Raw genomic sequence first — 14,689 nt, forward strand, 5'->3', positions numbered from 1 at the left:
CCCAGAGGAACCGGAACCAGCGGAACCGCGATCCGGCCCGGTAGCGGCCGCGTCCCGACAGGAAGAGTCTCTCTGTGACGAGCAAGCACCACCATGGCGACCGGGACGAGCAGGAGGCCGGCATCCGCGTCCCGTTGACCTCCGCGCAACGAGGCATCTGGTACGCCCAGCAGCTGGACCCGTCGAACGCGACGTACCAGATCGGGCAGTACCTCGACCTCCGGGGCGCGCTCGACCAGCGGCTCGTCCGGATCGCGCTGAACACGGTGGTCGCCGACCTCGACGCGCTGTCCATGCGCGTCCGGTCGGACGCGGACGGTCCCTACGGGGTCATCGTCCGTCCGCGTCCGACCGACGACGTCGTGCAGGTCGTCGATCTGCGTCACCTCGATCCGGAGGCGGCGCTCTCCGAGGCGATGGCGTCCATGGACCGGGCGATGGAGACCCCGCGCGATCTGCAGGGTGACGACCTGTTCGGCGCGGTCCTGTTCCAGATCACGGACACCCGGTCGCTGCTCTTCCAACGGGTGCACCACCTGCTGCTCGACGGCTACTCGGCGGTCATCGCGCTGCGGTACATGGCCGAGGTGTACACGCGTCTTTCTCAACCCGCACCGTCGAGCCGGGGCCTCGACGTCGCTGCCGAGCCCCGCGCACACCTCGCCGCCCGGCAGCCGTCGGTGCTTCCCGGGTTGGACGACCTCCACCGCGACATCGCCGAGTACGAAGCATCCGCGCAGCGTGACGCCGACGAGGCCTACTGGCGCAGCGCACTGGACGACGACGCAACGGTCGCCGGCCTCGAGGGCACCGCGAGGTCGGCAGCGAGCTCCATCGTGCGGGTCGCCGTGCCCCTCGACGACGCGCGTGCTGCACGCCTCACGGCACTCGGCCGGGACCTCCCCAAGACCGTCGTCGCCATCGTCGCCCTGTACATGGCGAAGATCACGGGGGAGGAGCGTGTCGCGCTCGGCCTCCCGGTCACCGCCCGACGGGGAAGAGTGGCGAAGAGCACCCCGTCCATGCTCTCGAACATCCTGCCGCTGCGGATCGACGTCCCCGCGAACGCCGAGATCTCGGACGTCATCGCCCATGCTGGCGACGTCGTCCGGAGCGCGGTCGGACACCAGCGTTTCCGCGTCGAGTCCCTCGCCGGGGCACCTCGGCATGCTGGGCCTTCGGTGAACCTGTTGCCCGTCATCGACGAGATCCGCTTCGGCGACGCCGTCGGCGCGGTGAACATCCTCTCGACGGGTCCGGTCCACGACCTCTCCATCGTCCTGTCGGGGCTGTCGAGCGACGCTGCCACCGCAACCCTGCAGCTCGAAGGCGACGCCGAGCTCCACACGACGGCGAGTCTCGCCGAGCACGCGGACCGGTTTCTCGCGTTCGTCGACCGTGTGGTCGGCTGCCCCGAGGGTCTCACCGTCACGGGCGCGACGATCCTCGACGAGGACGAGGTCCCGCTCCTCCTCGGCCAAGGCGCCGGGGAGACCGTCACCCTCGACCCGGAACCGGTCATGGAGGCGTTCGCCGACGTCGCCCGTCGACGCCCGGACGACCTCGCCGTCGTCGCCGAGGACGGCACGACGACGTTCGCGGCGCTCGACGCCGACGCGACACGACTCGCGCACCACCTGATCCGCGAAGGCGTGGTGCCCGGGAGCCGGGTCGCCGTCCGCATCGAGCGAAGTGCTCTCCTGCCGATGCTCGTCCTCGCCGTGCTGCGCGCCGGCGCGGTCTACGTCCCGCTCGACCCGGAGTACCCGACGGACCGGGTCGCCGGGATGATCGAGGACGCGAGTCCGACGCTGGTCCTCACGAGCAGCGCGCAGCTCGTCCGTGACCGGGCCGCCGGCGCCTCCTGGCAGGTCCCCTCGCTCCCGGTCGACGCCGACACCACGGTGTGGCGACGCCGGACGGACGACCCGAGCGCTCTGCCAGCGATCACCCCGGACGCGCTCGCCTACATCGTCTTCACCTCCGGGAGCACCGGGCGCCCGAAGGGCGTCGGCGTGAACCGGGCCGCCCTGCGGAACCTGTTCCAGCACCACCGGGCCGAGATGTTCGACCCGGCCGAAGCGCGGCTCGGCCGGCCGCTCCGCGTCGCGCACACCGCTGGCCTGTCGTTCGACGCGGCGTGGGATCCGCTGCTCTGGCTCTTCGCCGGACATGAGCTGCACGTCGTCGCCGACGACGTGCGCCGTGACCCCGAGCGACTCGTCGAGTACTTCGTCCGCCACCGGATCGACGCCATCGAGACCACCCCGTCCTTCGCGGAGGCACTGCTCGCCGCGGGCATGCTCGACGCCGATGTCCACCCCACGGAGATCGCCGTCGGCGGCGAAGCGGTCGGCCCGGCCCTGTGGGACGCACTGGCCCACCGCGACGACGTGCACGCCATCAACCTCTACGGCCCTACCGAGGCCACGGTGGACAGTCTCACCGCAGTGCTGGAACCGGGACGCCCGCCGCACATCGGCTCGTCAGTGCGGAACACGCGGCACTACATCCTCGACGCTGCCCTCACACCGGTACCCGACCGCGCCGTCGGCGAGCTCTACCTCGCCGGGGCGAACGTGGCAGAGGGCTACGTGGGACAGCCCGGGCTCAGCGCCGAGCGGTTCGTGGCTGATCCGTTCTCCGCCGACGGTTCCCGCATGTACCGCACGGGAGACGTGGTCCGTCGTCGCCGTGACGGGTCCCTGCGGTTCGTGGGACGCATCGACGACCAGGTCAAGATCCGTGGCTACCGCGTGGAGCTCGCCGAGGTCGAGGCCGCGATGATCCGCCACCCCGGGGTGGACCTCGCAGCGGCCGTCGTGCTGGGCGAGGGTCCTGCCAGTCGCATCGTCGGCTACGTCACCTCCGACGGCGACCTCGGGAACCTTCCGGCGGCGGTCCGGGAGGGCATGCGCTCCGACGTCCCCGACTACATGGTCCCCTCGGTCGTCGTCGCCCTCCGCGAGATGCCCGTGACGCCGAACGGCAAGCTCGATCGTCGCGCGCTGCCAGCGCCCGAGCTGTCGGGTTCCGGCACGGTGCTGCCGCCACGGAACGACGACGAGCGCGTCGCCGCTGCGGTGTTCGCCGAGGTCCTCGGGGTCTCCGCGGTCGGGATCGACGACGACTTCTTCGCAGCGGGCGGCCACTCCCTGCTGGCAACCCGGCTCGCCGCGCGTCTGTCGGAACAGTTCGACCGGACGATCACCGTGCGGGACGTGTTCGAACGGCCGACCGTGGCTGCTCTCGTCGGAGCACTCGACACGGGCACGCCGACCGATCGCGCAGCCCGCCTGGCACGGAGGACGCGCCCGGACACGATGCCGTTGTCGCTCACGCAGCGGCGACTGTGGTTCCTGAACCGCCTCGAACCGGACTCCGCCGCCTACAACATCCCCGTCGTGCTCCGCCTCGACGGTCCCTTGTCCGCCGAGGCCCTGCGCGCAGCGTTCGTGGACGTCGCGATGCGGCACGAGCCGCTCCGGACGATCGTCCCGTTCGTGGGCGACGGGCCGGTGCAGCAGGTCCTCGAGGGTGCTGCCGCCGAACCGCCGTTCCTGACGGTCACGGTCCCCGAGCACCGCATCGACGACGTCGTCCGCGCCGAGGCGACGCGTGGGTTCGACGTCACGAGCGAGACGCCACTCCGCGCGGTGCTGCTCCGCATCGACGACGACCACCACGTGCTCGTCGCGACGATGCACCACATCGCGTCGGACGGGTGGTCGCTCGCACCCTTCGCCCGCGACCTCGGGACCGCGTACGCGGCCCGTGTCGCCGGGACCGAACCAGCGTGGCTGCCGCTGCCGGTCGACTACGCCGACTTCACACTGTGGCAGCGGGAACAGCTCGGCGACGCCGAGGACCCCTCGAGCGAACTCGCCCAGCAGCTGGCGTTCTGGCGGATGGCACTCGCGGGCGCGCCGGACGAGATCTCCCTGCCCCGGAACCGCGCACGTTCCGTCGACGACGGAACCGTCCGACAGGCCGTCGGTGCGGTGGAGCTGACCCTCGACCCCGCGCGGCACGCCGAGCTCCGCCGCTTCGCCGGGGACCACCGCACCAGTCTGTTCATCGTGCTGCACGCGGCCGTCGTCGCCGTGCTCCAGCAGCACGGCGCGGGTGAGGACGTCGTCATCGGGACCCCGGTCGCCGGACGGACGGACGCGCAGCTCGACGACCTGGTCGGTTTCTTCGTCAACACCGTCGCGCTCCGCACCTCGCTCGACGGTGATCCGAGCGTCGAGGACCTGCTCGAACGGATCCGATCGGGCAACTCCGCGGCGTACGCCCACCAGGACGTCCCGTTCGATGCTGTCGTCGACGCCGTCCGGCCACCCCGGTCGGTCGGTCGTCACCCGGTGTTCCAGGTGATGCTGACACTGCAGAACACCCGGCCGGCGGCCCTCGATCTCGGCGACGTCGCGGTGACGGTTCCCGCCCAGTCCACCAGTGCCGGGGTGAAGACGGACCTGCTCCTCGACGTGACGACCCCCGGTGGTGACGACGGTGGACTCGTCGTCACGTTCGGGTACGACGCGACACTGTTCGACGAGACGACCGTCACGCGGCTCCGCGACGCGCTCGACCGCGTGCTCACCGCCTTCGTCGAGGGTCCGCACCGTCGCCTGTCCGACATCCCGAACGTGGACGCTGAGACCGCCCTCGAACTCGACCACCAGTCGCGTGGCCGGACGTCCGTTGTGACGGGGACCGTGCTCGACCGCCTCGACACCACGGTTGCGAGCTCGCCCGACGCAGACGCACTCGTCGACACCGCCGGGACGGTGTCCTTCGCCGACCTGGCAGCACAGACGACCGCGGTCGCGACCAATCTGGCGCGCCTCGGCGTGCGTCGTGGTGACCGCGTCGCCGTCGCCCTCCGGCGCAGTTCCGACGCGATCGCAGTGGTGCTCGGCGTCCTCCGGGCCGGTGCGGTGGCGGTGCCGATCGACGTCGCCTACCCGGACGCGCGCATCGGTCAGATCCTCGCCGGGGCGGAACCGACCGTCGTGGTCGCCCACGACGCGGAGCGCACCTGGTCGGTCGCCGACGCGGCAGGGGTGCCCGTGCAGGTCGTCGCGCCCTCGGCGCTCAACCGTGACGTCGGCGACGCCGCAGCTCCCGTCGCACCTGCACCGGAGGACGTCGCCTACCTGGTCTACACGTCGGGGACCACCGGGACGCCGAAGGGCGTGCAGGTGTCCCACGCGGCACTCGCCAACGTGCTCGCGCAGCACGAGGACGCGATGATCCGTCCGGTCCGCGACCGCGTCGGCGGTCGAGCCCCGCGGATGCTGCACCTGTCCGGGCTCGGCTTCGACGCGGCGTGGGACCCGATCGTCTGGCTCGTCGCCGGCACGACGCTCGAGGTGGCCGACGACGCCACCCGGACGAACGCGGAGACGGTCGTTCGAGACGTGGTCGAGCACGGCATCGACGTGATCGAGACCACGCCGTCGTACGCCCGTCAGCTGGCCGCGGTCGGACTCTTCGACGCCGTCGCGGAGCACGACGGTCACCTGACCGTCGCGGTGGGCGGAGAAGCCGTCCCCGCGGACTTCTGGAACGAGGTCGCCGAAGCCGACCACATCGACGGTTGGAACCTCTACGGACCGAGCGAGAGCACGGTCGACGCCGTCGTCGCGCGGATCGAGCCCGGCGCCGTCACCATCGGACGGCCGATCGCGAACGTGACGGCCCGCGTCCTGGACGACTTCCTGCAGCCGGTGCCGCCCGGAGTCGAGGGAGAGCTCTACCTGTCGGGCAGCTCCCTCGCGCACGGCTACCGCGGACGGTCCGCCGAGACCGCCAGCCGCTTCGTCGCCGACCCCCAGGGAGACGGCACCCGGATGTACCGCACCGGCGACGTCGTGCGTCGCCGCGCCACCGGGGAACTCGACTTCCTCCGCCGTGACGACGACCAGGTCAAGCTCCGCGGGTACCGGATCGAGCTGGCCGACGTCACCCAGGCCCTCGAACGGATCGACGGCGTCGAGGCTGCCGTTGCTCGTGTCGTCGTGCCCGGCGGACCGGACACCGCACGGCTCGTCGCGTGGGTCGTCGGGACCGTCGACGAACAGGGTGTCCGCCGATCCGTCGCCGCCGATCTCCCCGACTACATGGTCCCCTCGGCCATCGCCGTCGTCGACGCGATCCCGCTGACCCCCAACGGCAAGGTGGACACCGCCGCGCTGCCCGAACCGACCTCGACCGGCGGCGACGGCCAGCCCGTGAGCGACGACGAGCGGACGATGTCGCGGGTGTTCGGCGAAGTGCTCGGTGTGCGCGACGTCGGCATGCACGACGACTTCTTCGCGCTCGGTGGACACTCGCTGCTCGCGGTCGGGCTGATCGGGCGCGTCCGGGACGAACTCGGTGCCACGCTGCCCCTCCGCAGCATCTTCGACGCCCCCACCCCGGCAGGTCTCCTCGCCGCGGTCGGATCCGCGGGAGCCGCCACCCAGCAGGGCGACCGGCAGACCGACCCGGCGCTCCGCGCGTGGGCCGCGCAGCACCCGCGACGGGAAGGCGAGCAGCTGCCGCTGTCGCCGAACCAGGCGCGGCTGTGGTTCCTCAACCGGCTCGACCCCACCTCCACCGACTACTCCGTGCTGTTGCAGGCGACGTTCCGCGGCGATCTCGACACGGACGCGTTCGCCGACGCCGTCGACGACGTGGTCGTCCGGCACGAGATCCTCCGGACGACGTACCCGGAAGTCGACGGTCAGCCGGTCCAGCGCATCCACGACGTGGTGCCGGGCATCGTCACCAGCGCCGCGGTCGACACCTCAGCGGGCTTCGACCTCACGGTGGACCTGCCTGTCCGGGCCGGGCTCGTGGCGACGGGAGACCAGCAGTGGCGTCTCGACCTGTTGATCCACCACATCGCCACGGACGGGGCCTCGCTCGGCCCGCTGGCGCGCGACATCGCCACCGCGTACGCCGCGCGGACCGGGAGCACGGCGCGTGTGCAGCGTCCGCTCGAGGTGCAGTACGCCGACTTCGCGCGGATGCAGCGCGCCCTCCTGGAATCCGACGGTGGACGGCACGACGCGTCGTTGTCGGCGTGGGTCGAGCAGCTCGCCGGCATCCCGGACGAGCTCGCCCTGCCTGCTGACGGACGTCGGCCGGAGTCGGCGACCCGAGCTGCCCGGCAACTGCGATTCACACTGCCCGAGGACGTCGTCTCCGCGGTGCACGCCGCTGCCGGACAGGCGCAGGCCAGCAGCTTCCACGCGTGGCTCGCCGGGCTCGCCGGCTACCTGCACCGCATCGGTGCCGGTGACGACGTGGTGATCGGATCACCGTCCGCCGGGCGGTCCGACCCGGACACCGCTGACCTCGTGGGCTTCTTCGTGAACACGTTGCCGCTGCGCATCGGGATGACCGACGCACCGGACCTGGTCGCGACCATCGAACGGGCCCGAGCCGCAACACTCCACGCCATCGAGCACGAGTCGGTGCCGTTCGAGCGCATCGTCGAGGCGATGGCCCCCGAACGTCGACTCGGACGACACCCGCTCTTCCAGACCATGCTCTCGGTGGAGGAGGACAGCGGGGTCTCGATCTCGCTGCCCGGCGTGACGACCGACCGACTCGAGCCCGACAGCACCGGAGCAGCCAAGGTCGACCTGTCGTTCGTCCTGCGCCCGCGTTCCTCGGGAGAGGTCGACGGCGTCCTGGAGTACGACGCGTCGATGTTCAGCGATCGCGCGGCGCGAGGGTTCGTCGAACGGTGGACGGCGTTCCTGGCAGCAGCGGCCACCGCCCCCCGGCGGCCGCTCCTCGACGTCCCCGTGCAGGCCGGCGCCGGGCGCCTCGACGCCTGGCCGGCCGCGACCGACCACCGGCAGCAGTCGATCCTCGAGGCGTTCGCCGACTCCGTCGCCGCCCGCCCGACCGAACCCGCCGTCGTGGCCGGAGGCGTCTCGCTCACCACGGCGGAACTCGACGCTCGCGTCGACGGGATCGCGGCCCGGATGACCGCCGCCGGGCTCCGACGCGGCGACGTCGTCGCGCTGCCCCTGGGCCGTGGCGTCGACACCGTCGCCGCGCTCCTCGCGGCGTGGCGCGCCGGCGCGGTCGCCGCTCCGATCGACGTCGAGCTGCCCCGCGACCGGATCGCCACGATGCTGCGGAGCGCCGACGTGCGTCTGGTGCTGCACCACGGCGTCGGCGGCGGGACGACGGACGCCACACCTGCGGACGTGGCGACCCTCGCAGCGTCCGACGCGGGCGTGCCATCGGACCGGCTGCTCCGGATCGACGACGATGCGGCATCGGGGCCCGCCGTGCCGGCGCGCGTCGAGCCGCCGCGGCTCGACGACCCCGCCTACCTGGTGTTCACGTCCGGTACGACGGGCGAGCCGAAGGCTGTGCAGGTGCCGCACCGCGCGCTGGCCGCGCTGCTGTCGAGCCACCGTGCGACGCTCCTGCCCGACCCCGAGGAACGACGCGTCCGCGTCGCGCACACCACCGGCGTCGGGTTCGACGCGGCGATGGACCCCGTGGTCTGGCTCGCAGCAGGCCACGAGGTGCACGTCGTCGACGACTCCACCCGGCGCGACCCCCAGGCCCTCGTCGCGCTCCTCGCCGAGCGTCGGATCAGTGCGTGGGAGACCACGCCGAGCTACGTCACCGCTCTCGCCGGACAGACGGAGCTCGAAGCGCTGTTCGATGACCGCGACGAGGCCGACCCGTTCGTGCTCCTGCTCGGAGGCGAACCGCTCGACGCAGGTCTCTGGTCGTGGCTGCGCGACCGGCCGGCCGTCGCAGCGTGGAACCTGTACGGTCCGACCGAGGTCGGCGTCGACTCCATGGTGGCGAGGGTGGCCGACAGCCCCGCCCCGGTACTCGGCGCGACGACGGTCGACACCGTCGGGTACGTCCTCGACTCCCGCCTGCGCCCGACCCCGGTCGGCAGCGTCGGTGAGCTGTGGCTGGCGGGCGAGCAGCTGGCGCACGGCTACCGCGGCCGGCCCGGCTCGAGCGCCGAGCGGTTCGTGGCCGACCCCTTCGCCTCGGACGGATCGCGGATGTACCGGACCGGTGACCTCGTCGTCCGACGAGACGCCGACGGGGACGAGCGTCCCGGCGTCGTCTCCCTGGGCCGCAGTGACGGGCAGGTGAAGATCCGTGGCCACCGTGTCGAACCCGGCGAGGTCGAGGCGGTCCTGCGCGGTGCCGGCGGCGTCACGCACGCCGTGGTCCGTCCGGTCGACACCGCACGCGGCACGGAACTCGGCGCCTGGGTCGTGACGGACGGAGTCGCCTCCGATGCGTTCCTCACCGCACTGTCCGACCGTCTCCGCTCCCGTGTACCCGACTACATGGTGCCCGCCGGAATCGCGGCGATCGACGCCGTCCCACTGACGCCGAACGGGAAGGTCGACGTGCGGGCACTCCCCGAGCTCCGGATCGGTGGCGGTGCAGGGGCGGCTCCGAGCGGACCCGCGGAACTCGCGATCGCCGCGGCGTTCGCCGCGACACTCGGTGTCGACGGCGTCCGCGCCGACGATTCCTTCTTCGCGCTGGGCGGTCACTCGTTCGTCGCGCAGCCGACGATCCAGGCGGTCAACGAAGCCCTCGACGCGGACCTGCCCGTGCAGGCGCTCTTCCAAGCGCCGACCGTGGCCGGACTCGCCGCCTTGGTCGAGTCCGGCGGTGCGGACGTGGCGGAGTCGCTCCGGACGATCCTGCCCCTCCGGCCCACCGGGCAGGGTGCCCCCGTGTTCGCGGTGCACCCTGCGAGCGGCGTCGCGTGGAAGTTCTCCACGTTCGTCGCTCGTCTGGCCACGACCCGACCGATCCTCGGCGTCCAGATGCCCGGGATCGCGCCGGACCGTCCGGAACCCGCGACGGCCGGATCGTTGGACGAGCTGCTCACCGAGTACGTCACCGCCATCCGCGGCGAGCAACCCCACGGCCCCTACCTGCTCACCGGGTACTCGTTCGGCGGCCGGCTTGCGCACCACATCGCGGCGCGGCTGCAGGCCGAGGGCGAAGAGGTGGCGCTCCTCGCGGTGCTCGACGCGTACCCGACCGAAGCATCAGCGTTCGACGGTGTGGCCGACACCGATGACATGTGGCGCGGTTTCCTCGACGCGAACGGTGTGACGCCTCCTGGTGGCCACCTCGACGGCGAACGGGTGCTCTCCCTCCTCGCCGAGGCTGGCAACCCGCTGGCCGACGTTCCGGGGCACGTCGTCGACCGCATGGTGCGGCGGTTCCGCCGGCTCGGGGAGCTCCTCGACGACGCTCCGGTCCCCGTCGTCCACGGTGATCTCCACGTGTTCGCCGCGACCGAGGACGTCCCCGCGAACCGTCCGGCCCCCGCGGTGTGGGAGCAGTTCGTCACCGGGACGGTGACGTCGAGTTCCGTGGGAGCCCGTCACCAGGACATGCTCACCGACCGGGCACTCGACGACGTCGCACCGGTGCTCGACCACCTCCTCGAGAACGTCCGACACACCGACGCACGCAGAGCGAACCGACTCGGCGCCGGCTCCGAAGACCCAGGTAGGAACACCCCTGCAGCTGACCCAGAGGAGCATCGACCGTGACGAACCCGTTCGACGATCAGGACGGCACCTTCCGGGTGCTCGTGAACGAAGCCGGACAGCACTCGCTCTGGCCCGAGTTCGCCGACGTTCCCCGAGGGTGGGTCGCCGTGTTCGGTCCCGCCGTCAAGACGGCGTGCACCGACTACGTGTCGGAGCACTGGCACGACATCACACCGTCCTTCGAGAGCACCCGCGTCGCGTCGTGATCTCCGTACGAGGGATCACGAAGCGGTTCGGGACCCACCAGGCGCTCGACGGCGTCGAACTCGAGGTGCCCGAGGGCACGGTGCAAGGGCTCCTCGGGCCCAACGGCGCCGGCAAGACGACGACCGTGCGCGTCCTCACGACGCTGCTGCAGCCCGACTCCGGCGACGCCTTCGTCGCCGGACGATCGGTGTTGACCGAAGGCCACGCTGTGCGACAACGTCTCGGCGTGTCCGGCCAGTACGCAGCGGTCGACGAGAAGCTCACCGGTTTCGAGAACCTGACGATGGTCGGCGAGCTGTACGGCATGCGTCGGAAGGACGCGAAGGCTCGAGCACGTGAGCTCCTCCGGGAGTTCCGCCTCGACGACGTCCCCGACGACAAACGTGCGGGCACGTACTCGGGGGGGATGCGCCGCCGGCTCGACCTGGCCGGGGCGATCGTCGCCCGGCCCCCGGTCGTCATCCTCGACGAACCGACCACCGGTCTGGACCCCCGCGGTCGTCGCGACACCTGGGACGCGATCGAGTCGCTGGCATCAGGTGGGACCACCGTGCTCCTCACCACCCAGTACCTCGAGGAAGCCGACCAGCTCGCTGACTCCATCGCGGTCATCGACGGAGGACGCATCATCGCAGAGGGCACGGCCGCGCAACTCAAGGCCCAGACCGGCGGAGCACGGCTCGACATCGTGCTCGCCCCCGGTAGCGACATCGACCTTGCCGTGGACGCTGTCCGTCGGGTGGGTCACGAACCCGCCGTCGACAGGCGAGTGGGTCGCCTCACCGTCGGTGCCGGCGGAGGCAGCAGTGATCTCCTCGACGTCGTCGGCGCACTCCGAGCCGTCGGGCTCGAGACGTCCGAAGCGGCACTCCGGCAGCCGACGCTCGACGAGGTCTTCCTGCAGCTGACCGGGACGCCAGCTGATCCGGACGCGCCCGTCGCAGCGGTGGGGGCGAGGTCCTCCGAGCCCGACCCGGTGATCGCCGGGGGACCGACGGAGGCGAGCCGATGAGCATCGCGAGCGTCCTCCGCGACGGCCGGGTCATCGCCCGACGGAACATGCTCGGCGTCCGCCGAACGCCCGGGGCGCTGGTGACCGGTGTCGCGCAGCCCATCATCTTCGTGCTCATCCTCGGGTTCGTGTTCGCCGACGCACTCGGCGGAGACGACTACCGCGAGTTCCTCATCGGCGGTGTCCTCGCGCAGACGCTGACCTTCAACTCGTCCTTCACCGCCGTGTACCTGGCGAAGGACCTGCAGACGGGCCTCATCGACCGGTTCCGGGCCCTGCCGATGTCGCGGGTCGGGGTCATCCTCGGGCGCACGACCTCGGACCTCATGACGAACGCCATCTCGATCGTCGTCGTGATCGCGTGCGGCCTGGTGATCGGCTGGCGTGTGCACTCCGACATCGGGTCCGTGGTGCTGACGTTCGGGCTGCTGCTGCTCTTCGCGTTCGCGACGTCCTGGATCGGGGCGTTCATCGCGCTGACCGCTCGCAGCGTCGAGGTCGCACAGTCCCTCGGCCTGCTCTGGCTGTTCCCCGTGTGCTTCGTCTCCGGAGCGTTCGTTTCCGCCGACATGCTCCCCGGTCCGCTCCGGGTGGTCGCCGAGTGGAACCCCGTCACCGCCGTCGCCACCGCGGTGCGGCGGGGCTTCGGGAACGAACCGCCGTCCGGGTTCGCCGTCGGGCACGGATGGCCGGCCGACAACGCGCTGCTCTACGCGTCCTTGTGCTGCGTCGCCATCATCGCTGTCTTCGCACCCATCGCCGTCGTGCAGTACCGACGCATCAGCAAGCGGTGATCCATCTCCTGCTGACCACCGTCGACGACGTCCTCGCCACCGGGGATCGCCTGCTCGGATCGACGGGCGGCGCGGGTGCTGCCTCGCTCGTCAGCGCAGCCGATCGTGCCGCTGCCGACAGCAGGCGAGCAGACCTGGATCGACGGCGGACCCTCGCCGGGCGACTCGCGCTCCGGTTCCTGGCCTGCGCCGTGCAGGGCCGTTCGTGGTTCGACGCCGCGTCCGTCCCGGTGGACCGGACCTGCGAGCACTGCAGCGCCCCGCACGGTCGCCCTCGTATCGCTGGGTCCTCCGCGTCCACCTCGACCTCTGGACGACTGGTGCTCGTTGCTGTCGGCGATGACGCGGCTCGGCTCGGGGTCGACGTCGAGGAGTACCCCGAGACCCTGTGGGACGGGTTCGACGACTACGCGCTGCACCCGGCAGAGCGGGCGGCGATGCCGACCGGACGCGATGGCCTCATCCGCCGGGTCCAGGTGTGGACCGACAAGGAGGCACTCCTCAAGTCAGTTGGTGTCGGCTTGCGCGGCGAACCGTCAGGGCTCCGCGTCGCCGCGGCATCGGCCGGCGTCACGACGGCAGCTCCCCTCCTCGGATGGCGCCCCGTGGCACAGTCAGCCGACCCTCGGCTCGCGACGGCGTGGACCGTCACCATCAACGCCGGTCGCCGGGCGGCTGCCTCGATCGCGGCGGCGCACCCGACCCCGATCCGCCCCTGGAGGATGGACCGACAGGGGGCCGAACCGGTGCAGCCGGACGTCCGCCGCGACACGGCAGCCAGCGTCCCTGCAGCGACAGCGTGAGCAGCCGGGCCTGGAGGGACGGTGCGAGCTGGCACCGGTCCTCCCGTCCGCCCCTGGTCGTCCTCTCATGGCGCGGGGCGTCGTACCGACCTACCGTCTACTTGTCAGACGATCGTCTGTCGAATAGGCCCTCTGGAAGGAACCTGCTCCATGCGTCACGCTCCTCGCCTCCGCCGGACCAACGCGCTGCTGATCACCAGCGGTGTCCTCACGGCGGCAGCGCTCGCTGTCGGGGCAGCCGGGCCCGTCTCCGCGGCCAACGCCGACGGCACGGCGCCCACCCAGTCCGTGGCCGCCGCCAGCGGTGGGAACTACGTGGCCCTCGGCGACTCGTACGCGGGCGGCTTCGGCGTCGCCCCCTACAGCTCGGGTCCGGCGGCCGGCTGCTTCCAGTCCACCACCGACTACCCGCACCAGGTCGCAGCATCGCTGGGACTCCAGCTCGACGACCGCGCCTGCGCCGGTGCCACCACCGGCAACATCTCCCGGGTCGCGCAGAAGACCGGAGCCGGAAGCGCCACTGCGCCCGTCCAGGCCGATGCGCTGTCCAAGAACACGGACGTCGTCACGGTGTCGATCGGCGGGAACGACCTGGGGTTCGCCGGAGTCATCGCGAACTGCGTCGCGCTGGACAAGGCCGGCCCGGTGTTCGCGGAGATCCACGGGAAGACCTACAACCACTGCAAGGACTACTACGCACCGGTCGTGCACGGGGTCGAGCGGGACCGTCTCGCAGCGCGCGTCCGCACCGTCGTGGCACCTCGGCTCGCGCAGACGTTCCGCGTGATCGCGCAGCGCGCGCCGCAGGCGAAGGTGTTCGTCGTCGGCTACCCGATGCTCGCGCCCGGCACGGCGCAGGCCCCGAAGGGATGCTTCTCGAGCCTCCTCGGTGACTCCGGACTCGAGCCGCCGTTCCCGCAGAACGCGTTCCCCTTCACCCCGACCGACACCGCTTACTTCCACCGCACCCAGAACGCGCTCGACGGAGCGGTCAAGGCTGCGGCGAAGGCTCGTGGGTTCACCTACGTCTCGACGCTCCAGGGCTCTGCTGCGCACACCCCCTGCGCTGCGTCGGGCTCGGCATGGATGTCGGGACTCACCCTGACCGATCGCGGTACCGCTGCGGACAGCACCCCGCTGGCCGGGACGAAGTACTCCATCCTGTTCGGCGCACTCCACCCGAACGCTGCCGGCATCGCGTACCTGCGTGACCAGACCAAGGCCGCGATCGTCGGATCGCGCTGACACTCCGACGGCGGATCTGGTCGCGTCGCTGACGCGACCACGAGACGGACGGGAGGCCCG

At 71.6% G+C, this 14,689-nt stretch carries 6 protein-coding genes; all 6 read left to right on the forward strand.

Features of this window, described 5'->3' with window-relative positions; all coding sequences use genetic code 11:
- Positions 1-74: 74 nt before the first annotated feature.
- Positions 75-10,568, forward strand: coding sequence for a non-ribosomal peptide synthetase (locus H489_RS34475; RefSeq protein WP_017888434.1), 10,494 nt, complete (start codon positions 75-77; stop codon positions 10,566-10,568).
- Positions 10,565-10,774, forward strand: a complete 210-nt coding sequence (locus tag H489_RS34480) for an MbtH family protein (RefSeq protein ID WP_017888435.1) — start codon at positions 10,565-10,567, stop codon at positions 10,772-10,774. The genes H489_RS34475 and H489_RS34480 overlap by 4 nt, the downstream gene beginning before the upstream one ends.
- Positions 10,771-11,787, forward strand: coding sequence for a daunorubicin resistance protein DrrA family ABC transporter ATP-binding protein (locus tag H489_RS34485; RefSeq protein ID WP_017888436.1), 1,017 nt, complete (start codon positions 10,771-10,773; stop codon positions 11,785-11,787). The genes H489_RS34480 and H489_RS34485 overlap by 4 nt, the downstream gene beginning before the upstream one ends.
- Positions 11,784-12,581 (forward strand): ABC transporter permease, encoded by a 798-nt coding sequence (locus tag H489_RS34490; RefSeq protein ID WP_017888437.1) that lies wholly within the window; start codon positions 11,784-11,786, stop codon positions 12,579-12,581. Before H489_RS34485 ends, H489_RS34490 begins: the two co-directional genes overlap by 4 nt.
- Complete coding sequence (locus H489_RS37100; RefSeq protein WP_017888438.1) at positions 12,578-13,384, forward strand: 4'-phosphopantetheinyl transferase family protein; 807 nt, start codon at positions 12,578-12,580, stop codon at positions 13,382-13,384. The genes H489_RS34490 and H489_RS37100 overlap by 4 nt, the downstream gene beginning before the upstream one ends.
- Before the next feature lie 150 nt (positions 13,385-13,534).
- The gene (locus H489_RS37105; protein ID WP_017888439.1) at positions 13,535-14,629 is read left to right on the forward strand and encodes an SGNH/GDSL hydrolase family protein; all 1,095 of its coding nucleotides are present in this window, start codon (positions 13,535-13,537) and stop codon (positions 14,627-14,629) included.
- Positions 14,630-14,689: the final 60 nt, after the last annotated feature.

This window comes from Curtobacterium flaccumfaciens UCD-AKU (assembly GCF_000349565.1).
GTDB lineage: Bacteria > Actinomycetota > Actinomycetes > Actinomycetales > Microbacteriaceae > Curtobacterium > Curtobacterium poinsettiae.